Annotated in this window: 22 protein-coding genes; 8 read left to right on the plus strand and 14 right to left on the minus strand. The window is 64.4% G+C overall.

All coding sequences use genetic code 11. From position 1 onward, the window contains the following. Positions 1-554 precede the first annotated feature (554 nt). Positions 555-1,502: a tetratricopeptide repeat protein gene (locus YUU_RS0140350; protein WP_027527348.1), complete on the minus strand. Its 948-nt coding sequence runs from the start codon at positions 1,500-1,502 to the stop codon at positions 555-557. Between the two features lie 104 nt (positions 1,503-1,606). Between YUU_RS0140350 and YUU_RS0140355 the strand changes: the two genes are divergently transcribed. Then, the gene (locus YUU_RS0140355; protein WP_027527349.1) at positions 1,607-1,882 is read left to right on the plus strand and encodes a GNAT family N-acetyltransferase; all 276 of its coding nucleotides are present in this window, start codon (positions 1,607-1,609) and stop codon (positions 1,880-1,882) included. 77 nt (positions 1,883-1,959) lie between these two features. Here the strand turns inward: YUU_RS0140355 and YUU_RS0140360 are convergent, their stop codons facing one another. Further along, positions 1,960-2,400: a DUF3597 domain-containing protein gene (locus YUU_RS0140360; protein ID WP_027527350.1), complete on the minus strand. Its 441-nt coding sequence runs from the start codon at positions 2,398-2,400 to the stop codon at positions 1,960-1,962. A gap of 338 nt (positions 2,401-2,738) precedes the next feature. Here YUU_RS0140360 and YUU_RS0140370 point away from each other — a divergent pair, with 338 nt between their 5' ends. Beyond that, positions 2,739-3,641 (plus strand): DUF2189 domain-containing protein, encoded by a 903-nt coding sequence (locus tag YUU_RS0140370; protein WP_027527351.1) that lies wholly within the window; start codon positions 2,739-2,741, stop codon positions 3,639-3,641. A gap of 181 nt (positions 3,642-3,822) precedes the next feature. Next, positions 3,823-4,647, plus strand: coding sequence for a lytic murein transglycosylase (locus tag YUU_RS0140375; RefSeq protein WP_027527352.1), 825 nt, complete (start codon positions 3,823-3,825; stop codon positions 4,645-4,647). 60 nt (positions 4,648-4,707) lie between these two features. Here the strand turns inward: YUU_RS0140375 and YUU_RS0140380 are convergent, their stop codons facing one another. Continuing rightward, on the minus strand, positions 4,708-4,968 hold the full coding sequence (locus tag YUU_RS0140380; RefSeq protein ID WP_027527353.1) for a hypothetical protein: 261 nt from the start codon (positions 4,966-4,968) through the stop codon (positions 4,708-4,710). Between the two features lie 731 nt (positions 4,969-5,699). Between YUU_RS0140380 and YUU_RS57440 the strand changes: the two genes are divergently transcribed. From YUU_RS57440 to YUU_RS0140395, 3 genes are all read left to right on the plus strand, one after another. Beyond that, complete coding sequence (locus YUU_RS57440; protein WP_084801802.1) at positions 5,700-5,852, plus strand: DUF1127 domain-containing protein; 153 nt, start codon at positions 5,700-5,702, stop codon at positions 5,850-5,852. Positions 5,853-5,975: 123 nt separating this feature from the next. Next, positions 5,976-7,403 carry a methylenetetrahydrofolate--tRNA-(uracil(54)-C(5))-methyltransferase (FADH(2)-oxidizing) TrmFO gene (gene trmFO / locus YUU_RS0140390; protein ID WP_027527354.1) on the plus strand — a complete coding sequence of 476 codons (1,428 nt, stop codon included), beginning with the start codon at positions 5,976-5,978 and terminating at the stop codon, positions 7,401-7,403. Positions 7,404-7,410: 7 nt separating this feature from the next. Then, positions 7,411-8,505 carry a serine/threonine protein kinase gene (locus YUU_RS0140395; RefSeq protein ID WP_027527355.1) on the plus strand — a complete coding sequence of 365 codons (1,095 nt, stop codon included), beginning with the start codon at positions 7,411-7,413 and terminating at the stop codon, positions 8,503-8,505. A 7-nt stretch (positions 8,506-8,512) separates the two neighbouring features. Here YUU_RS0140395 and YUU_RS0140400 read toward each other — a convergent pair whose 3' ends face one another. Genes YUU_RS0140400 through yajC form a run of 6 tightly spaced genes read right to left on the minus strand, consistent with a single transcriptional unit; the run spans position 8,513 to position 14,150 of the window. After that, on the minus strand, positions 8,513-9,778 hold the full coding sequence (locus YUU_RS0140400) for a threonine ammonia-lyase (protein ID WP_051390159.1): 1,266 nt from the start codon (positions 9,776-9,778) through the stop codon (positions 8,513-8,515). 45 nt (positions 9,779-9,823) lie between these two features. After that, positions 9,824-10,681: a phytoene/squalene synthase family protein gene (locus YUU_RS0140405; RefSeq protein ID WP_027527357.1), complete on the minus strand. Its 858-nt coding sequence runs from the start codon at positions 10,679-10,681 to the stop codon at positions 9,824-9,826. Continuing rightward, positions 10,678-11,061, minus strand: a complete 384-nt coding sequence (locus tag YUU_RS0140410) for an Mth938-like domain-containing protein (RefSeq protein ID WP_027527358.1) — start codon at positions 11,059-11,061, stop codon at positions 10,678-10,680. Before YUU_RS0140410 ends, YUU_RS0140405 begins: the two co-directional genes overlap by 4 nt. A gap of 60 nt (positions 11,062-11,121) precedes the next feature. Further along, the gene (gene secF, locus YUU_RS0140415) at positions 11,122-12,141 is read right to left on the minus strand and encodes a protein translocase subunit SecF (RefSeq protein ID WP_027527359.1); all 1,020 of its coding nucleotides are present in this window, start codon (positions 12,139-12,141) and stop codon (positions 11,122-11,124) included. A 10-nt stretch (positions 12,142-12,151) separates the two neighbouring features. After that, positions 12,152-13,750, minus strand: coding sequence for a protein translocase subunit SecD (gene secD, locus YUU_RS0140420; RefSeq protein WP_027527360.1), 1,599 nt, complete (start codon positions 13,748-13,750; stop codon positions 12,152-12,154). A gap of 46 nt (positions 13,751-13,796) precedes the next feature. After that, positions 13,797-14,150 carry a preprotein translocase subunit YajC gene (gene yajC, locus YUU_RS0140425; RefSeq protein WP_027527361.1) on the minus strand — a complete coding sequence of 118 codons (354 nt, stop codon included), beginning with the start codon at positions 14,148-14,150 and terminating at the stop codon, positions 13,797-13,799. A gap of 182 nt (positions 14,151-14,332) precedes the next feature. Between yajC and YUU_RS0140430 the strand changes: the two genes are divergently transcribed. Continuing rightward, positions 14,333-15,304, plus strand: a complete 972-nt coding sequence (locus tag YUU_RS0140430) for an ATP-binding protein (protein WP_027527362.1) — start codon at positions 14,333-14,335, stop codon at positions 15,302-15,304. Between the two features lie 203 nt (positions 15,305-15,507). Here YUU_RS0140430 and YUU_RS0140435 read toward each other — a convergent pair whose 3' ends face one another. Together YUU_RS0140435 and YUU_RS0140440 are read right to left on the minus strand one after the other, a co-directional pair. Next, positions 15,508-16,911 carry a LysM peptidoglycan-binding domain-containing M23 family metallopeptidase gene (locus YUU_RS0140435; protein ID WP_027527363.1) on the minus strand — a complete coding sequence of 468 codons (1,404 nt, stop codon included), beginning with the start codon at positions 16,909-16,911 and terminating at the stop codon, positions 15,508-15,510. A 109-nt stretch (positions 16,912-17,020) separates the two neighbouring features. Continuing rightward, on the minus strand, positions 17,021-17,671 hold the full coding sequence (locus YUU_RS0140440; protein WP_027527364.1) for a protein-L-isoaspartate(D-aspartate) O-methyltransferase: 651 nt from the start codon (positions 17,669-17,671) through the stop codon (positions 17,021-17,023). A 251-nt stretch (positions 17,672-17,922) separates the two neighbouring features. On the opposite strand from YUU_RS0140440, the gene YUU_RS0140445 reads away from it, so the two are divergent. Beyond that, positions 17,923-18,282 carry a response regulator gene (locus YUU_RS0140445; RefSeq protein ID WP_027527365.1) on the plus strand — a complete coding sequence of 120 codons (360 nt, stop codon included), beginning with the start codon at positions 17,923-17,925 and terminating at the stop codon, positions 18,280-18,282. 174 nt (positions 18,283-18,456) lie between these two features. On the opposite strand, the gene surE is transcribed toward YUU_RS0140445, so the two are convergent. The 3 genes from surE to serS all read right to left on the minus strand — a co-directional run bounded on the left by surE (position 18,457) and on the right by serS (position 21,163). Then, complete coding sequence (gene surE, locus YUU_RS0140450) at positions 18,457-19,224, minus strand: 5'/3'-nucleotidase SurE (protein WP_027527366.1); 768 nt, start codon at positions 19,222-19,224, stop codon at positions 18,457-18,459. A 127-nt stretch (positions 19,225-19,351) separates the two neighbouring features. Beyond that, the gene (locus YUU_RS0140455) at positions 19,352-19,729 is read right to left on the minus strand and encodes a hypothetical protein (protein WP_027527367.1); all 378 of its coding nucleotides are present in this window, start codon (positions 19,727-19,729) and stop codon (positions 19,352-19,354) included. A 102-nt stretch (positions 19,730-19,831) separates the two neighbouring features. Beyond that, positions 19,832-21,163, minus strand: a complete 1,332-nt coding sequence (serS, locus tag YUU_RS0140460) for a serine--tRNA ligase (RefSeq protein ID WP_027527368.1) — start codon at positions 21,161-21,163, stop codon at positions 19,832-19,834. Positions 21,164-21,319 lie beyond the last annotated feature (156 nt).

Below are 21,319 nucleotides of genomic sequence, written 5' to 3' on the forward strand. Positions count from 1 at the left end.
GGGCTAAGAGTTCTTGATTGGACGTTGAAGTTCTAGTGAGCCCAAACAATACTAGGTCGACCGGAATAATCCTGTTCAGGAGCGTCCCGATGCATGACGTAAGGGAAAAGCAACGCGAAGCCCGCCGGAAGATCATTCGCCAATGGGCGAAGCTTCCGAAGGATAAACGGCAGTCTANGGAGGGGATTTCTGAATTCGCCAGGACCGCCGCTCAGCAGAACGAGAACGCATTCGTCCGCAGTCATCGCGATCCGTATCAGAAGATCATGGGATGGCTATTGCCGCGTGCTCATCTCTGAACGACTGAGTCCTCTGCACATCCTTCGAAGGCGACACCGGGTTCTTCAGCTTGACCCGATGTGGCGAACGGCCCGCGCGACTTAGGGAGCAAACCACGCACCTTGTCGCAAACCACATTGAGCGGGATTTTGTGAATCCGATCAGGCGACGCCCGATTTCCGTTTAGGGTCCACGAGCAGCAATGCTCCGACTGATCGCAAGATTTCCGCTTGACCATCAGACAGCTGACGTCTGCGCCTTCATGAATACACGCCCTACAGCGCACCCAGCCTCTGCAGCGCCTCGCGTGCGGTCGGCAGGCCTGGTTTCAACTCCAGCGCCTTGCGGAAGTCGGCGATCGCGCCCTGCTTGTCGCCGAGCTGCATCCTGGCTTGGCCGCGGTTGTTCCAGGAAAACGCATCCGAGGGATCATATTGTAGCGCCTTGTCGTAGTTGGCAAGGCCGCCTCTGATGTCACCCTGAAAGAGGCGGATCATGCCGCGATTGCGCCAGCCGCGCGCGTCGGTCGGCGCCAGGCGGATCGCCTCGCCATAGTCAGCGGCGGCGCGATCGAGCTGCTCGCTATCGCGATAGACGTTGCCGCGGTCGATGTAGGCCAGCAGATCGGGCGCAAGCTTGATGCGCGCCGTGTAGTCGGCCAGCGCATGCGCCATGTCGCGCTTGCGATAGTAGGCCAGGCCGCGGTTGCCGTAAGCCATGGCATAGTTGGTATTGAGCTTGATGGCGGTGTCGTAGTCGTCGATCGCACCATCGAGGTCGCCCTTGTTGTAGCGGGACTCGCCGCGATTGTTGTAGGCAATCGCCAACGTCGGATCGAGCTTGATCGCCTGGTCGTAGTCGGCGATAGCGCGATCGAAATCGTGCCTGAAGGCATAGACGCGCCCGCGATTGTTGAAGGCGCAGGCGGAGGTCGGATCGATCTTGACGGCCTCGTCGAGATCGCTGAGCGCGGCATCGAGCTCGCGCTTATCGGTCAGGCCATGGCCGCGATTGCAATAGGCAGCGGCGAGCCTGCGGCCGGTCTCGCTCTTTCCGTCGATCACCGCCGAGCAGGACTTGACGCGATCGTCCAGCGCGCTCGTGGTCCCGATGCAGACGTCCCAGGCCTGCGACACCGCCTCACCGTCCGCAGCCGATGCCGGCGCAGTCCAGGCAAGCGTCAGCACAGCCAGCGAAGCCACACGACCGACCGAGACACGCATGTGACGGATATCTCCCCTGCAACGGTGTCCGTTGGTCGCGCCTTGGCAGAGGCTGGTTCATAGGCCTAGATCAGGCCTTGCAAGGACGGGGGGAAGGGACTGGCATGTCGGCATCGGTACGCGACAACAAGGACAAAAGCCGCTTCGAGCTCGATGTCGGCCAGGAGGTCGCCTTCGCCAATTACCGGCTGACGACCTCGGCGGTGATCATCACCCACACCGAGACGCCGCGCGCGCTGCGCGGCCGCGGCATCGCATCCGAACTGGTGAAGGGCGCACTGGAATTGATCCGGCGAGATGGTAGGAAGGTCGTCGCCCGCTGCGGCTTTGTCGTCGACTATCTCGACAAGCACCCGGAATATGCGGATCTCGTTGCGTAAGGCCGGACACTAAGAGGCCAGACACCAAAAAGGCCCGCGATCTCGCGGGCCTTTTTCAACGTCGACGGCGCTTGCCGTCAGTGCTTGATCTCCGGCGGCAGCTTGCCGCCATTGGCGGCGAGCTTGGACATCACCTGCTTGTGCAGCCAGACGTTCATGGTGGCGGAATCGTTGGTATCGCCGGTGTAGCCGAGCTCCTTGGCGAGCTCCTTGCGCGCAGCAAGGCTGGAGTCGATGTCGAGCGCCTTCATGAGGTCGACGATCGAGGTGCGCCATTCCAGCTTCTCGCCCTTGTGCGCGGCGACCGCCTTGTCGACGATCGCGGCCACGTCCACGGTCTGCGCGGGTGCTGCGGATGGCGCAGCGGAAGGTGCGGCCGACGGCGCCGAGGCTGAAGGAGCGGAGGCCGAAGGCGCGGAGCCTGCCGGCGCTCCGCCGGAGGTCGCTCCGCCGGCCGGCGCAGCCGCGGCAGGATGGCTGCCGAAGATCGCGCTGGCGATTTTACTGAAGATGCTCATGTCTGCTCCCCGAAAAGGATCGGTTGGAAGGGCCTGAGGTACCAACACTATAGACCAAGTTTCTGTGTCGCGTCCGCTGCTCGAGCGAAGCATGTCACAGCATCAGCTTATCTGCGGCGAAATGACGACCGAATGACATATTCGTGGTTGCACTGCGACATCGAATTTCACCCAGGCGTGAGGGACAGCTCCTGCGAATGGGAGTACGCTTTCATTTCAGTTCGCGATCCCCGCCGGTCTTCGCGTCTGGTCTGGAATCGCGATTGTCTGGGAAATAGCGGCCGCTTGCGCCGTTTGCCGGCGCAGCATTCGGCTGCGCGGCAAGGGAGCAAGCGATCATGGCCACACTCTACCACGGCAATGTCCCCAGTATGGCCCAGCCTGCTGATGCGGCTGGACCGGTCATCCGAACCATCCAACTGTCCGATCTGCATGACGCGCTCAAGCGCGGCTGGGAGGATTTCAAGGAGGTGCCGAGCCACGCCGTCGTGCTCTGCATCATTTATCCGGTGCTCGGCCTCGTGCTCGCACGCGTTGCAATGGGCTATTCGGTGATACCGCTGTTGTTTCCGCTGGCCGCGGGCTTCGCGCTGATCGGCCCGTTCGCGGCGCTCGGCCTCTATGAACTCAGCAGCCGGCGCGAACGCGGCGAGGACGCCAGCGCCTGGGACGCCATGGACGTGTTACGCTCGCCCTCCTTCGGGGCTATGCTCGGGCTCGGCACGCTCCTGCTCGCGCTGTTCGTGACCTGGGTTGCGACCGCGCAGGCGATCTACGTGGCGGCATTCGGCTATGAGGGCGTCACCGGTATTTCCGATTTCCTCACGCGCGTGCTGACGACGCCGCAGGGCTGGTGGCTGATCGTAGTCGGCTGCGGCGTCGGCTTCCTGTTCGCGCTCGCCGCGCTCTGCATCAGCGTCATCTCGTTCCCGTTGATGCTCGACCGGCACGCCACCGCGGGCGAAGCCATGGTGACCTCGCTGCGCGCCGTGGCGAAGAACCCGGCGCCGATGGCGGCCTGGGGCGTGATCGTCGCAGCGCTGCTGGCGCTCGGAACCATCCCGGCGTTCCTCGGCCTCGCGGTCGTCATCCCCCTGCTCGGCCACGCCACCTGGCATCTCTATCGCAAGGTGATCGTGTCCGATCCCAATGCACGGCATGACGCGCCGCCGCCGCGCCCGCGCAAGCCGGCTGCTGATTTTCCCGCCAACCTGTTCCCCTGGCGGAATCGATCGGAGTGAAACGGAAATCACGTTGCTGCGAGTCCGCCGGTTGATCGCTTGCGGACTCGCCCGATTTCATTCCTTTAACCCTGCTCGTGCCTGAGTAGACGCCACCGGCCCATGGGCCTTGTTTTAGCCGCGGTTGGAACCGACATTCCGCACCGCCGGTCATGCCACATCATTGGATCGATCCGTTCGAATGACCCCGACGATTTCTCGTCTCGCCCTCGCAGCCTTCGCCCTCACCGCCTCGATTGCCTCAGCCGGGCCCGCGCTCGCCGCATCTGCCTGCGGTTCGGGCAATTTCGATGCCTGGGTTGCCGACTTCAAGACCGAAGCTGCCGCCAAGGGCATCTCGCAGCAGGCGATCACGGCCGGCCTTGCCGGCGTCACGCTCGATCAAACCGTACTGTCGCGCGACCGTTCGCAAAAAGTCTTCAGCCAGAGTTTTGAGGAGTTCTCAGGCCGCATGGTGCCGCCGCGCATGCAGCGTGGCTCCAACATGATGAAGCAGTACGGCTCGGTGCTGTCGCGGATCGAGCAGAGCTATGGCGTGCCCGGCGAGGTGCTGGTCGCCATCTGGGGACTGGAGACCGATTTCGGCGTAAACACCGGCAAGTTTCCGACGCTGCGCTCGCTCGCGACGCTTGCCTATGACTGCCGGCGCGCCGAGCAGTTTCGCGGCGAGCTGATGGATGCGCTGCGCATCGTTCAGCGTGGTGATCTTGCGCCGAACGAGATGAAGGGCGCCTGGGCCGGCGAGCTCGGCCAGACCCAGTTCATGCCGTCATCCTGGATGAAATATGCCGTCGACTTCGACGGCAATGGCCGGCGCGACCTCCTGCACAGCGCGCCCGACGTGCTCGCCTCGACCGCCAATTATCTTGCGAACTACGGCTGGCAGCGCGGCAAGGATTTTGAGCCCGGCGGCCCCAACTTCGCGGTGCTCCAGCAATGGAACAAGAGCGAGGTCTACGCCAAGACGGTCGCCTCTTTCGCGACCCAGCTCGCGCGCGCTCCCTAGGAAGTTTCAAAAGAATAGGGGCCGATCGCGACGCGACCGGCCCTCCTTGGTTTCCTGGCGTTACTTGCCCGCGGTGGCGTGCATCGCCTTGTTGAGGTGCGCGCCGCACACACCCATCTTGCCGTTCAACAGCGCGTCCTGAGCCGCAGCGATCTCCTTCTGCGCGGTGAACTTGCTGTCACCGTCGGACATGTTCTCGATCGCGGTCTCGGTCTGCTCGAGATTGGTCGCGCTGCATCCGCCCATCTTCTTCGCGGCCTGCGCGGGAGCGACGGCGAATGCGACGGCGGCAATTGCGATGACCCCTAGTAACGTCTTCATTGTTACCTTCCTTCTCTTATTGTGCGCAGCCCGACGTCATTGCCGGAATCTGCGGGCGAGATTGTTCGTCGACCGCCGCAAGTTTCGAGAATGAATTCCCCGCGAGAACCGCGTGAAGTTGCGCGGCGTGCAGAGCCTCATGCGAAAATTCTGATTTTCATTACAGTTTTGTAATTTGGCTCTTGCACGCTCCGCGTGTGTGCATCGCAGCGAAGACAATGGGAGACGCGGTCGGGGTCGCGCAGACCGAGATTGGGCCTCTGACCAGGGCAAGCAGGAATCGATGCCAACTCCGAATCGAAGCGATTGGGCACTCCCGACTCACAACCATCCGACACCAGGTCTTCCCGGCCAACGGCTTCAGAACAAAACAGTGAACAAGAAATCAGTTCTATGAATCATAATGCATGCGAATCGCGCATACGAGATGGCGGTGCGAATTCCGCCTGGCGGCTTGCGGCGGGCTTGGCGCGACATATTTTTGTAACGGATGGAACCAACAGAAAATGCTATAAATCCGTGATTTCACGGGATGTTATTACGCTCGCAGGTCCGCCGGGACTAGCTCTTGGGCGGGACTGCCAACCCGTTAATCGATCCTTACTATTGCTATGCGCTCTTCGCTTAGCTGCATCGCAACATCGGAACTTCCGCAGTGCAACAGTCCCATCTATATTCATTTCAACGATGACGCCCAGGTCAAGGGCTGAATCGAACTACAGGAGACTACCATGCTGCTCTCGCTCATCCGTATGATCCACGCGTTCCGGGACTATCAGCGCAATGTTGCTGAACTCTCGCAGCTCAGCGATCGCGAGCTGGCCGACATCGGCCTCGACCGTTCGGACATTCCGCGCGTTGCCGCCGGCGCCTACAAGGGCTGATTGGCCCTTCACGGACCGGACGAACCGATAGCGCCCGCCTCGTGCGGGCGTTGTCGTTTCTGGGGTGAGAAACGCCATCACGGCGATTCCACTCGGCGCTGAAAAGCGCTACCTGTCGCGCCCATGACAGGACCCAATTCCAAGACCGTACACATCATCGGCGCGGGCCTTGCCGGCTCCGAAGCCGCCTGGCAGGTCGCCAGATCAGGCGTATCCGTGGTGCTGCACGAGATGCGGCCGAGGCGCATGACCGAGGCCCACCGCACCGATGGGCTCGCCGAGCTCGTCTGCTCGAACTCGTTCCGCTCCGACGATGCCGCCAACAACGCCGTCGGCCTCCTGCACGCCGAAATGCGCCGCCTCGGCTCGCTGATCATGCGCGCGGCGGATGCCAACCAGGTGCCCGCGGGCGGCGCACTGGCCGTCGACCGCGAGGGCTTTTCCGCCGCCGTCACCAAGGCGCTGAACGAACATCCCCTGATCGAGATCGCCCGCGACGAGGTCGCCGGCCTGCCGCCGGCCGACTGGGACAACGTGATCGTCGCGACCGGCCCCCTCACCTCTGCGCCGCTGGCGGACGCGATCCGCGAGCTGACGGATGAAAACGCGCTTGCCTTCTTCGATGCGATCGCGCCGATCGTGCATCGCGACTCTATCGACATGTCGGTCGCCTGGTTCCAGTCGCGCTATGACAAGGTCGGCCCCGGCGGCAATGGCGCCGACTACATCAACTGCCCGATGACGAAGCAGCAGTATGACGGCTTCGTCGCCGCGCTGATTGCAGGCGAGAAGACCGAGTTCAAGGAGTGGGAGACCAACACGCCCTATTTCGATGGCTGCCTGCCGATCGAGGTGATGGCCGAGCGCGGGCCCGAGACCTTGCGTCATGGCCCGATGAAGCCGGTCGGGCTGACCAATCCGAACGATCCGACGACCAAGCCTTACGCGATCGTGCAGCTCCGCCAGGACAACAAGCTCGGCACGCTCTACAACATCGTCGGCTTCCAGACGAAATTGAAGTACGGCGAGCAGCAGCGCATCTTCCGTAGCATTCCGGGCCTTGAGAACGCGGAATTCGCGCGCCTTGGCGGCCTGCATCGCAACACCTTCCTCAATTCGCCAAAGCTGCTCGACGGCCAGCTCCGTCTGCGCGCGCAGCCGCGGCTGCGCTTTGCCGGCCAGATGACGGGCTGCGAGGGCTATGTTGAATCTGCCAGCGTCGGCCTGATCGCCGGCCTCTATGCGGCAGCGGATGCGCGTGGCGAGCAGCTCGCAAGCCCGCCGGCGACGACCGCGCTGGGATCGCTGCTCGGGCACATCATCGGCGGCCATATCGAGACCATCGAGCCGGGCACGCGCTCGTTCCAGCCGATGAACATCAATTTCGGCCTGTTTCCGCCGCTCGCGACCGTGCCGACCAAAAAGCCCGATGGCACGCGGCTGCGCGGCAACGAGAAGACGGTCGCCAAGAAACAGGCGCTGAGCGCCCGCGCGCTCGCCGATCTCGATCGCTGGATCGCCGATCACCAAAACATCGCCGCAGCGGCGTGAGCCTGTCATGAGCCTACCCAAAGAAGACGCCGCTGATCTCGCGGCGCGCTGGACCGAGGGCGTGCTCTTGAAGCGCGACGTGTTCTCGACAGTCGAGCGCGGCCGATTCAGGAGTGAGCGCGGAGAGGTCGATGCGGTGCTGCGCCGGCTCGACGAGGTGCCGTGGTGGTCGTTCGTGCTGGCGCGCCATCTGTTCGCGCGAGAGAAACACGCGCTGGCGCTGGCAAAGGGCCTGAACGTCGGTCCTGAGCTGCTCTGGGCCGGCCGCCGCGCGCTGGTCCGCGGCTTCGTCGACGGCGTCGCGCTGCACCTGGCCAAGCCGCACGGCAATGTCGCCTACTTCCGATCCGCCAAGGACGCGCTGCGCCGGCTGCGCCGCGCCGGCATCTGCCACAACGACCTTGCGAAGGAGCAGAACTGGCTGGTCGGCCGCGACGGCCGCGCCTATGTGACCGATTTCCAGCTCGCCGCCTGCTTTGCGCGTCGCGGCCGGCTGTATCGCATTCTCGCCTACGAGGACCTCAGGCATCTTTTGAAGCACAAGCGCTCCTATGCGCCCGAGGCGCTGACGCCCAGGGAGCGCAAGATCCTCGCGAAGAAATCCTTTGCCGCGAGCCTTTGGCTCGCCACCGGCAAGAAGGTCTATCGCGCGATCACCCGCGGGCTGTTCAATTTCACTGACCGGGAGGGCGGTGGCCGCAGGCTCGTCAACGACGCGCCAGTGCTCATCGACCTGATCCGCAAGAATCCGGCCGTGCGTGACACCGCCATCGTCGCCTTCGCCGACCGCCGTTCCGGCGTCGGGCTCTACGCCTTCGTCGAGGCCGACCAGTCGTCGCTCGAAGGCCAGCTGCGCAACGAGCTCTCGGCTGCGAAGGGACCAAAGCCGCCCGAGCACATCCAGGTCGTGCACGCCCTGCCGCGCGACGCCAGCGGCAAGCCGCGCACCGAGATCCTCCAGCTCGTGGCGATGAACCAGCTCGATCTGATCGAGCCTATGATGACGAGCGACCAGGACCGCGCGTTCCTCAAGGACATCCTGGAGCAGCGCAAGAATTTGCGCGACCGCTTCAATTTCGAGGCGGATTTGCCGTCGAGCTAGCTGCACCTCACGTGCAGCGCGCGCTCAGGCCGGAGGCACCGAGCTTGGCCATGACCTCGTCGAGATGCGCGGCATCGCGCGTTTCGATGACGAGCTGAAGCAGCGTCGCCTTGGCCGGCAGATCGGAGAACGTCCGCTGGTGCGAAACCTCGATGATGTTGGCGCCGGCTTCCGCGAGCAGCGCCGCCACGGCGGCGAGCTGGCCCGGCCTGTCGGGGATGTCGAGCGACAATTGCGTCAGCCGTCCTTCGCGCGCGAGCTCGCGGGTCAGGACCGAGGCGATCAGCCGCGTGTCGATATTGCCGCCGCTCAGGACAAGGCCGACCTTCCGGCCGGCAAAGCGCGAGGGGTCGCTCATGATCGCCGCGAGCCCGGCGGCGCCCGCGCCTTCCACCACGGTCTTCTCGATCGAGATCAGGGTCGCAACGGCGCGTTCGAGCTCGGCCTCATTCACCAGCGCGATGTCGTCGACAAGGCGGCGGACGATCTCGGTCGTGATCTTGCCCGGCGACTTCACCGCGATGCCTTCGGCCAGCGTGTCGCCGCGCGCGGGCAAATTGCCGTCATGGATGGCGTTGTACATCGAGGGATAGAGCCAGGCCTCGACCCCGAGAATTCGTAAGGACGGCTTGAGCGCCTTGGCCGCAATGGCGATGCCGCTGATCAGGCCGCCGCCGCCGATCGGAACGACCAGCGTATCCAGCTCCGGCACCGCCTTGAGCATCTCGAGCCCGACCGTGCCCTGCCCGGCGATGACGAGCGGATCGTCATAGGGATGGACGAAGATCATGCCGCGCGCTTCGCCACGCGTGCGCGCGAACGTGGCAGCCTCTTCGAGGGTCGCGCCGATGACGATCACCTCGGCGCCGTGATGCCTGGTGTTCTCGATCTTCACCATCGGCGTGCCGACCGGCATCACGATGGTCGCGGGAATGCCGAGGCGCTTGGCGTGATAGGCAACGCCCTGCGCGTGGTTGCCGGCCGACATCGCGATGACGCCGCGTTGCCGCTCTTCCGCTGAGAGCGCGGTCAGGCGGTTGAGGGCGCCGCGCTCCTTGAACGAGGAGGTGAACTGGAGATTTTCGAACTTGAGCCAGAGATCGCAGCCGCAGATCGCGCTGAGCGTGCGACTGTAGTTGCAGGGCGTCTGAACGACGGCGCCGCGGACCACGTCCGCAGCCGCTTGTAGATCGGCGACCGTCACTGGAAGGTCGCTCAGGTCGACCGCTGAATCCGGCGTGCGTTGCGAGGTGGTGTCGAGTGCTTCGGCCATAGGCCAATATAGGGCATTTGGCCTGTTACCGCGATACAGGAGCCGCTATTTGGTAAATTGCCGCGAGCGCGACGCGCGCCAGAGCGTCCACAGGGTTCCTAGCCGCGATGGCGGCTGTGACAGGAAGGGGTTGCGATCCGCGCGGGACAGGCGCGCCAGATCGCGGCGCGCCACTGCGAGCGGCAGGAACGCCGGCCTTGCCTGCAGCGGTATCTCCGCCAGCAGCGAGGTCGCCGTCGCGATATGCTTTCGCGCCTCGCTGGCCAGCTCATCCAAAGCCGCGCGCAGCGTCGGCGTTTCCTTGGCGGCAAACACCTCCTCGATGGCGCTGCCATGGCCTTCCAAGAGCTGCTGCGGCACGAACAGCTGGCGATGCGCGGCATCGCGCGGCAGGCTGGCGATCACCTGCACCATGCCCTGCGCGAGGCCGGCATGGCGGGCCAGGTGATCGATGGCCTCCGACGGCCGCGCGCAGATCCGGGCCGCAAGCGACAACAGCGCCGAGCACGTCTCGGTCAGATACCCCTCCAGCGCCGCCATGGTCGGCATCGGGTCATTGTAGAGGTCGAACTGGTGCTCCTCGACGAGCCGCGACAAGGGTTCGACCGGAAGATCGTAGTCGCGGATCGCGATCAGGAGCTCGGCGGCGACCGGATTGCCCTCGGCGCTGCCATGGACATGGCCGGCCAGCATGTCGGTCCACCATTGCAGGCGAATTTCGCCCGGCAGCGGCTGGGTTACCTGATCGCGGACGCGGACGATCTCGGCGTTGAAGGCATAGAGCGCGAGCAACGCGCGGCGCTCATTGGCGGGCACAAACAGGGTCGCGGCGTAGCGCGCGAAATCGTGGCTGCGCACGAGATCGGCGCAGAAGGCAGCGTCGGCAGCCGGTGCGCCACTCATGGCACGGCGATCAGGGCCGCCGCGACACGCCGTCGCTCGCCGATCATGATGTTGTAGGTACGCACGGCGGGGCCGGTCTGCATCGTGTCCAGCACCACCCTCACCGCCTTCAGCGCCTGGCGCAGCTCCGGCGGCGGCAGCCACACGCCGGTTCCTGTGCCGACCAGGAGCGTGTCGATGCTGTTGGCCGCGGCAAAGACCCGCTCCAGCGAGTAGCGGTCGATCTTGGCGGGGTCGGTCACGTCCCAGGCCCAGATCGCGTCGGGCAGGCACAGCAGCGAGCCGCGATGCGACATGCCGGCAAAGGCGAAGCCGCCCTTGCCATAGGCATCGATCGGCGCCGAGCGCGGGAAATGAGGAGCGTTGGGATCGCCGGCCATGGGATTCGTCCGAATGAGCCTACTGCCCTCGCAAACTCTTGCGAGGGCATGCGGTTCGGATCATGCCTTGTTTTTCTTCGCCGGCGTAGCCGTATCGGGCGCATCTTCGCGATGCTCGCCGACGCCGAGATAGATCAGGATCGGCGCAGCGATGAAGATCGAGGTGTAGGTGCCGACCAGCACCACGCCGAACATCATCACCGCGGTGAAGCTGTGAATGGCGTGGCCGCCGAACAGCAGCAGCGCGAGCAACGCCAGCGTCACCGTGACGTGGGTGATGATCGAGCGCGACAGCGTCGAGTTGATGGATTCGTTGAGGAGCTGCGGCATCGGCATCTTCTTGTAACGCCGCAGCATCTCGCGGATACGGTCGTAGATGACGACGGTGTCGTTCAGCGAGTAGCCGAGAATCGTCAAAAGCGCCGCGATGCTGGTCAGGTCGAAATCGACCTGGCTGATCGACATGAAGCCGATCGTCAGCACGATGTCGTGCACGTTGGCGATCATGGCGCCCAGCGCGAACTGCCATTCGAAGCGGAACCAGAGGTAGATCAGGATCGCGACGATCGCGAGCATCAGGCCGAGCATGCCATAGGCCAGCAATTCACCGGCGACGCGCGGACCGAGCACTTCGGTGCGCTGAATGTCGACGCTGTCGCCGAGCGCGCCACGAACCTTCTGCAAGGCTTCCTGCTGTGCGGCGTCACCGCCCGGCTGCTCCGCGACGCGGATCAGGACGTTCTCGGGGCCGCCGAACTGCTGCAACTGCACTTCGCCCAGACCGAGGGCGTCGAGCGAGGTGCGCATCGCAGCAATGTCGGCGGTGCCGGACTTCGCCTTGACCTCGAGCAACGTGCCGCCTTTGAAGTCGATGCCCAAATTCAGGCCATGGGTAAAGAACAGCGTGATGGCGACGATCGACAGCGCTGCCGAGATCGGAAAACTGATGCGGCGGAAGCGCGTGAAGTCGAAATGCGTATTGTCGGGGACGATGCGCAGCGACGGCAGCAGGCCGAGCGCGGCAACCACGGTGAGGACGGCAATGAGGACGCCAAGCCCGATGAGAACGAAGTGAGTCACAATCAGGCTCCTAGATCGGCACGCTCTGCGGCCGCTTCCACCGCACCCACCAGGCAACGATCAGCCGGGTCAGCGTGAAGGCGGTGAACACCGTGGTGATGATGCCGATGCCGAGCGTCACGGCGAAGCCGCGCACCGGACCGGTGCCGATATAGAACAGCACGGCAGCAGCAATGAAGGTCGTGATGTTGGAATCGAGGATGGTCGCGAGCGCCCGCTTGAACCCGGCGTCGATCGCCGAGATCGCATTGCGGCCGCCGCGCAGCTCCTCACGGATGCGCTCATAGATCAGCACGTTGGAGTCGACCGCGATGCCGACGGTGAGCACGATGCCGGCGATGCCGGGCAGCGTCAGCGTGGCGTTGAGCAGCGACAACAGGCCGAAGATCATCGCGACGTTGATCGCCACCGCGATGTTGGCGAACAGGCCGAACAGCCGGTAGGTCAGCAGCATGAACACGATGACCATGATCGAGCCGACATACGCCGCAAGCTCGCCCTTCTCGATCGAGTCCTGGCCGAGGCCCGGACCAACGGTGCGCTCCTCGATGACGGTCAAGGGCGCCGGCAGCGCGCCGGCGCGCAAGAGGATCGCGAGATCGTTCGCCGATTGCACCGTGAAGCTGCCGGAGATCTGGCCCTGGCCGCCGGTGATCGGCTCGCGGATGACGGGCGCCGAGATCACCTTGTTGTCGAGCACGATCGCGAAGGGTAGCCCGACATTCTCCTGTGTGGCCTGCGAGAACTTGCGCGCGCCCGACGTATTGAACTTGAAGTTGACGACCGGCTCGCCGGTGCGTTGGTCGAAGCCCGGTTGGGCGTCTGTAAGATCACCACCCGCGACAAGCACCTGCTTCTTGACGACATACGGGGTATTCGGCGGCGACGCGCTCATCAGGAGTTCGGATTCGGCCGGCAGGCTGCCCCGCTGCGCCTGGTCGGGCGGCACAGAGGTATCCACCATGCGGAATTCCATCTTCGCGGTCTGGCCGAGAATAATCTTCAGCCGGGTCGGGTCCTGCAGGCCCGGCACCTGAACCAGGATTCGGTCGGTTCCCTGCCGCTGAATCACCGGTTCGACCGTGCCAAGTTCGTTGACGCGCTTCTCGACGATCTGAATCGACTGTTCGATGGTCTGCCGGATGCGTTCGGTGATGGCCGCCTGAGGCACGGTCAAACGAATCAGGCCGCCCCCAGCGTCGGAGACTTCCAGGCTGCGCTGGCCATTGGAGCCGAGCAAACCGCCCAAGGGCTGCGACAATTCGCGAATCTTCTCGAGCGCGGCGGATAGGTCGGTATCCTTCACTCGGACCTCGACGGCATCGCCTTTGGTCACAAGCCCGGTGTACCCGATCTTGTTGTCACGCAGCACGCGGCGGACGTCGTCGCGGATCTGGTCGAGCTTCTGCCTCTTGACGTAGTTGGAGTCCACCTCGAGCAGCAGATACGAGCCGCCCTGAAGGTCGAGGCCGAGCACGAGCCGGCGCTGCGCCCAGGCGGGCCAGGTCTTGACCTGCGCTTCGGGGAAGAAGTTCGGGACCGCGCAGAGGCACACGATCAGCGCCAGCAGGATGATCCCCAGCGCCTTCCACCGCGTGAAATACAACATCGAGTGAACCTGTCAGATCAGGAGAATACGAGGCTCAAGCGAGCGATCAGCTCGCCGAGTCGTCCTTGGCGCTTTCCTTGGCCGGCTCGCCCTTGGCGCGCACGCCGGAAATCATCTGGCGCATCTGCCGCACCCGCACGCCGTCGGAAATTTCGAACTCGATCTGGTCGTCATCGACGACCTTGGTGACCTTGCCGACGAGGCCGCCCGAGGTCACGACCGTGTCGCCGCGGCGAATGTTCTTCACGAGGTCGGCATGGTCGCGCACCTTCTTCTGCTGCGGGCGCAGAATCAGGAAGTACATGATCACGAAGATCAGGGCGAACGGCAGCAGCGACATCAACATGCTGTTGGTGTCGCCGGCGCCCGCGGCCTGGGCATACGCAGGGGTAATGAACATTCGGACGATCCTCGTGAACGGGGAGAGGGCCGGCATGGCCCCCTCAGGCCAGCCGGGCCGGTCAAATTTCGCGCGGACTATAGCGGCCGCGGTCCCAATTGCAACGCTGCCAGACTGACGATTTGGCCACCTTGCCGGCGGCGCTCAGGCCCGATAAGGCTGCATTCTCAGGAACTTCGGACATGCCCAAAAAACCAAGCAAAACCGCCCGCGGTAAGGCCACCAAGACACCTACCCGAAAGTCCGCCCGCCTCGCGGCAAAACGCCCCACGGCGAACGGCGCCGACCTCGCGCAGGAGCGCATCGTACGTGCGCTGGAGACCATTGCCGCGCACCTTTCGACCCAGGCGCCCGGGACTAACGCGCCCACCTCGTTCGAGCGTGCCGACGCCTTCGTCTGGCATCCGGACGGCCGCCTCTCGGCGGTACCCCGGGTCAGCCGTGTCGACCTCTTCCTGCTCAAGGGCATCGACCGGATGCGGGACATCCTGATCGAGAACACCGAGCGCTTCGCAAACGCCCTACCTGCCAACAACGCCCTGCTCTGGGGCGCGCGCGGCATGGGCAAGTCGTCGCTGGTGAAGGCGGCACATGCCAGCATCAACGCGCACCGGAAAGCCGCCGAAAAATTGAAGCTGATCGAGATTCATCGCGAGGACATCGAGACGCTGCCTGCGCTGATGGAGCAATTGCGCAGCTCATCCTTCCGCTTCATCGTGTTCTGCGACGATCTCTCCTTCGATGGCAATGACGCGTCCTACAAATCGCTCAAAGCCGTGCTCGAAGGCGGCATCGAGGGCCGGCCCGACAACGTCATCCTCTACGCCACTTCTAACCGCCGTCACCTGCTCGCGCGCGACATGATCGAGAACGAGCGCTCCACCGCGATCAACCCCGGTGAAGCAGTCGAAGAGAAGGTCTCGCTGTCGGACCGGTTCGGCCTGTGGCTCGGCTTCCACCGCTGCAGCCAGGACGAATATCTCGCGATGGTGCGCGGCTATTGCGGCCATTTCGGCATCAAGGTCGACGGCGAGGCGCTGGAGCGCGAGGCCCTGGAATGGTCGACCACGCGCGGCTCACGCTCCGGCCGCGTCGCCTGGCAGTTCGTGCAGGAACTGGCGGGACGGCTGGGTGTGAAGCTGACGCCGAATTAGGTCGGAAGGCTCTTGCCAACCCACCGGTGTCATTCCCCGCGAAAGCGGGGAATCCAGTACGCCGCGGCTTCTCCGTATCCCGTCGCTGTCTCTGGAATACTGGATCGCCCGCCCCAGTGCGCAATTGCGCACAAGGCGGGCGATGACAGTTTCATTGCGCAGGTCGCGCGCCCTGCTCCCAGAGCCTAAACTGAATTAACGCCTCACGCCCCGTTCAGGAATTGAAGCGGGTCAACCGGGTTTGAACCCTTACGGATCTCGAAGTGAAGTTGCGGCGATGCCACTTCACCGGATTGACCCGACTTGGCAATGACCTGGCCGCGCCTGATGGTATCGCCGCGTTTCACCAACAGCTCACTCGCATGGGCATATGCGGTGACGTAGCCGTTGGAGTGGCGAACCAGGACCAGATTGCCGTAGCCTTTCAGCTCGTTGCCGGAATAGGCAACGACGCCGTCTTCAGCCGCCTTGACCGGCGTACCTTCGGGCACCGCGAGATTGATGCCGTCATTGCTCTTGCCGTTGGTCTTGGCGCCGTAGCTCGTGATCACCTTGCCGCGGACCGGCCAGCGGAAGGTCGGCAGCGCGCCGGTGGCGTCCGCGGCCTTCGCCGGCGTTTCGGCGGACTTCTCTTCGACATTGGCGGTGGCTTGCGCCAGCCGTGCGCTCTGCACCGGCGGCGCGGCGGAAGCGACCCTGGTGGCGGGCACGGTTGCGACCGCGGCAGGCTGCTGGGCAACGGCGACGGGCGCGGCGGCCACCGCCACCGGGGCAGCAGGCGCGGCGACGGCCGCAGTCTTGCCGCCCGGCACGGTCAGCTTGGTGCCGAGCTTGAGCTTGGCGGAGGAATCGAGACCATTGGCGCGCGCGAGCTCAGCCACCGGAATGTGGTTCTTGCGTGCAATGCTGGCGAGCGTGTCACCACGATTGACGAAGTGGGTACTGGACGGAGCGCTGACGGCCGCCACCGGCTTTGCTGCGGGCGCCGCGACTGGCGCTGCGGCAACCGGAGCCAATGCCGGCGCAGGCGCTGCGGCGGTTGCTGCCGGGTGCGGAATGACGAGCTGCTGGCCGGGCGAGAGCGTGCGCGGCCCCTTGTAGCCGTTGGCGGCAAGGATCGCCTGCGGGGTGACGTGATAGCGCTTGGCAAGTACGTCGAGCGTGTCGCTGGTACCGACGATGATCTTGGTTCCGCCGGAGGGACGGGCCGCGGCAACCGAGCGCGGCGGCACGGTGCCGGTGGCTTCAAGATGCGGCTGTGACGGCGGCGCATAGGACCCCATGCCACGCCCGCCTCCGGCTACACCCCCGCCTCCTGCGACGGGAGAGGATTGCGGCGCGGCGATCGCCGGCGGCGGCAACGGCTGGGACTGATAATAGCCGGGCTGTGTCTGCGGCCGTGAATATTGCGGCAGCTCTCGCTGCGGCGGCGGCGCCTGCTGCACCGACCCCGTGGAGTCCTGGGACGCGAAGGGGTTGGAGAAGTTGGATTGCGAAAGCCGCGACGACATATCGGCGCTGCATCCGGCGAAACCGAACGAGATCAGCGCCAGCACCGCGACCTGCGGCACGCGGCGCGAGTAAAGCAACTCGGCAAGAGCGGACATGGTTACTCACTCGTACGCAACTGAACTGGTTTTTTAAGTAAACACGTGCCGAGTAAATAACCGCTTAACCCTCCCAATAAGGTGTTGGCAGCACAGCCGATCCGGAATTCTAGAGCTCGCGCGCTACGCCAGGCAGCGCTGGCACGAAACGAACATCGACGAGTTCCCTGCGCTCGGTCCCCGTCTCGGTGCGGGTCAGGCGGATCAGGGTCTGCACCCCCTGATGGGGGCCGACAGGTGCGATCAGGACGCCCCCGACCTCCAGCCGGGCGATCAGATTGTCCGGGATCTCTTCCATCGCGGCGGTGACGATGATGCGGTCAAAGGGACCGATATTGGCGGGCAGATCGAGACCGTCACCCAGCATCACTTCCACATTGTGGCAGTCGAGCTTTTCGAGCCGGGCGCGCGCCGTATCGGCGAGTTTTCGATAGCGCTCGACCGTCAGGACATGCCCGGCAAGCCGCGACAGCACTGCGGCCTGGTAACCGGAGCCCGTGCCGATCTCCAGCACGCGATGCCGCTTCTGCAACTGAAGCTGCTCGGTCATGTAGGCGACGACGAAGGGCTGGCTGATAGTCTGCCCGCAGGCGATCGGCAAGGCGCTGTCGCGGTAGGCATCCTCCCGGTCAGCCGCCTCGACGAACAGATCGCGTGGCACCTCTTCCATGGTGCGCAGCACCGCCTGGTCACTGATGCCGCGACGTCGCAGCGTGAGCTGAAACATCATTTTTTCCGGCGGATGCTGATTGGTGGTCATGCTAATTTTTCGTCGCGTTTTGATCTCGGCCGGGTCTAACCTGCCATGCAGCTGAGACCTTCGTCGCAGCCGCAGGATTCTTGTTCCGGCGCAGGAACCCATGATAAACTTCTGTCACGGCATCTGACCACATAAACTGCTTTACGCGGAATTGGTCATGCCGGCATTTCCAGATTGGGGTTTGTCCAAACGCTCGTTGCGTCGCATGGTTTTATCTGCGAACGTTTGATGGGAAGGGCAAGGACTCACGGATGACTGCGGGCGGTTCTGTTTTCCTCGTCGAAGACGAGGTCATGATCAGGATGATGGTCGCAGACATGCTCGAAGAGCTTGGCTACAAGGTCGCGGCCGAGGCCGGCGACATTGCCGAAGCGATGCGGCTTGCACAGTCGACCGAATTCGATTTCGCCATCCTCGACGTCAACGTCAACGGCAAGGTGATCTCGCCGGTCGCCGACGTCATCAAGGCCAAGGGCCGGCCCTTCATCTTCGCCACCGGCTACGGCTCATCCGGCCTGCCCGAGCAGTATCGCGACCGGCCGGCGCTGCAAAAGCCGTTTCAGCTCGACGCACTTGGCAAGACCATCGAGTCCGCGCTGCGCGGCGGCTAGCGCCGCTCGCATCTGCTGCAATGATGGAATTGTGCCGGTGATTTGCCCGACGCGTCAACCAATTTCGTAAAACACGAATCCGCCACCAGGCAGCCCCCGGCTACTTTGCATGGGGTTGTTTTCGACCTTTTTTGCAGGAGGGGCGCGAAGAGGACGCGACAGTGGACGCGGTCCCTATTTCAGCGTCTCGCCAAGAGCCTGCGAGAAGGCCTCATCCGTGCGGTCGAGCTTCAGTGGCGTCACCGAGATGTAACGCTCGCGTAGCGCGGCCAGATCGGTGCCATCCTCCGGCAGGTCCATCATCGCGGCACGCTCGAAGCCGATCCAGAAATAGGGATTGCCGCGGCCGTCGCGGCGCTCGTCGATCCTGAGGAAGCCGAGGTTGCGCTTGCCCTGCCGCGTCACGCGGATACCGAGAACCTCTTCCGGCGCGCAGGACGGAAAATTGACGTTGATCACGGTGTTCCTGGGCACGCCGGCCTTGAGCACCTTGCGCAGGATGTCGGGACCGAACTTGCGCGCGGTATCCCACGGCGGCCGCTCGCGCGTCTCGACGCTAAACTCCTGTGAAAGCGCGAACGACGGCAGGCCCAGAATGGTACCTTCCAGCGCGCCCGCGATGGTGCCGGAATAGACGACGTCCTCGGCGACGTTGCGGCCCTTGTTGACGCCAGAGAGCACGACGTCGGGCAGCGTCGCGCCCAGGATGTGACGCGCGCCCATGATGACGCAGTCGGTCGGCGTGCCCCTCACCGCGAAGTGCCGCGGGCCGACCTCGCGCAGGCGCAAGGGATCGTTCAGCGACAGCGAATGCGAGACGCCGGACTGGTCGAGCTCGGGCGCCACCACCCAGACATCGTCGGACAGGGCGCACGCGATCTCCTCCACGACCTTGAGGCCGGGCGCGTGGATACCGTCGTCATTGGTGCAGAGAATGCGCATGCGTCAGATCGATTCCTCAGGTGCTGTGAGGAGGTCTTATCCGGCTATGACCGATCAGGCAAACCGCCGAAATGCGGGAGGTTCCGGGCGGTTTGGAACTACCAACGGCTGTCGGCGGGCCTCTCGCCTAGCGGCGGATGCGCCATTGCGGCAGGAAGCGCGCCAGCCGGCCCTCCGCTCGCAAGGCGAGCACGACCGGCGGGGCAGGTTTCGGCGGTGGCGCGACGGGGACCGGCGCAGGCGGCAGCTCGGTGGCCGCGCGCACCGGCGTACACTCTGGTGGCGGCGCCTGCGGATAGCGCGTGCGTGCGAGCGTCAGTGCCTTGTCAAAATCCTCGAGATTGAGCCCGGGCTTGGCGCGCCGGCTCTGCACGAAATCGTCGTCCCAGAGCCGCGCGATCTCGATGTCGAGCACGCCGCGCAACCGCTGATCGACGGCCTGGATGCCGAAACCGGTCACCGCCCATTGTCTGCCGATCCAGAAGATGTCGCGGTGCAGGGCCATGGACGATCGTTGGAGCTATCGGAGGGGCGTCAGGATAGCCGCCCATCCGATCTTCGCAACCCCAAGCGGTCGCCGCAACATTGCGACGGCCGGATGACGGCCCTACTCGCGCGCGACCATCTTCAGCCCGCCCATGTAGGGCTGCAGCACGTCCGGCACGGCGATCGAGCCGTCCTCCTGTTGATAGGTCTCCATCACGGCGATCAGCGCGCGGCCGACCGCGGTGCCGGAGCCGTTGAGCGTATGGACGAAGCGCGGCTTGCCGTCCGGCCCGCGCGAGCGCGCATCCATGCGCCGCGCCTGGAAATCGCCACACACCGAGCAGCTCGAGATCTCGCGGAACATGCCGCCCTCGCCCTGGCCTGGCATCCAGACCTCGATGTCGTAGGTTTTTTGCGACGAGAAGCCCATGTCACCTGCACATAGCGTCATCACGCGGTAATGCAGGCCGAGCTTCTGCAAGACCTGCTCGGCGCAGGAGAGCATCCGCTCCAGCTCGTCCTTGCTCACTTCCGGCGTCGTGATCGAGACCAGCTCAACCTTGGTGAACTGGTGCTGGCGGATCATGCCGCGGGTATCGCGTCCCGCCGCGCCCGCTTCGGCGCGAAAGCACGGCGTCAGCGCGGTGAGCCGCATCGGCAGCTGCTTCTCGTCGAGGATGGATTCGCGCGCGAGATTGGTGAGCGAGACCTCGGCGGTCGGGATGAGGCCAAGACGCTCAGTCCGCAACCGCCCGTCGTCTGGCGCGGCGAGCAGCTCGCCCTTGATCGCCCAGAACTGATCATCCTCGAATTTCGGCAATTGCCCGGTGCCGAACATGACTTCGTTGCGCACCAGCAGCGGCGGGGTGATCTCGGTGTAGCCGTGCTCGTTGGTGTGCAGGTCGATCATGAACTGGCCGATCGCGCGTTCGAGCCGCGCGAGCCCCTTCTTCAACACGACGAAGCGCGCGCCGGAGAGCTTTGCCGCAGCCTCGAAGTCCATGTAGCCGAGCGCGGTGCCGAGATCGTCGTGCAGTTTCGGCGCGAAACTGTAGTTGCGCTTGTTGCCGTACACGTGATGCTGCACGTTGCCATGCTCGTCGACGCCATCAGGCACCTCCGCAAGCGGCAGATTGGGGATCGCCGACAGCTCTTTCGCCAGTTCCTCATCGGCGGCCTTCGCGGCCGCTTCGAGCTCCGGCATCGTGGTCTTGAGCTCGGCCACCTCGGCCATCAGCTTGGCCGCGCGCGCCTCGTCCTTCGCCTTCTTGGCCTCGCCGATCTCCTTGGAGGCGGCGTTGCGCCGGGCCTGCGCCTGCTCGGAAGCCAGGATCGCCGCACGCCGCTTCTCGTCGATCGCCAGGAGCGACGCCGACATCGGCTTCAACCCACGCCGGGCGAGGCCGGCGTCGAAAGCTTGCGGATTGTCGCGGATCGTCTTGATGTCGTGCATGGCTGTGGTCCTGGGGCAGCGCGTCCACATACAACGGCGAACGTTGTAGGTCAGCGCGCTTCCCCTAGCACAGCTGTCATCGCCCGCGAAAGCGGGCGATCCAGTATTCCAAAGACAGCGCGAGGATACGGAGGGGCCGCGGCGTACTGGATTCCC

This window comes from Bradyrhizobium sp. Ec3.3 (genome assembly GCF_000472925.1).
In the GTDB taxonomy this organism is placed as follows: Bacteria; Pseudomonadota; Alphaproteobacteria; order Rhizobiales; family Xanthobacteraceae; genus Bradyrhizobium.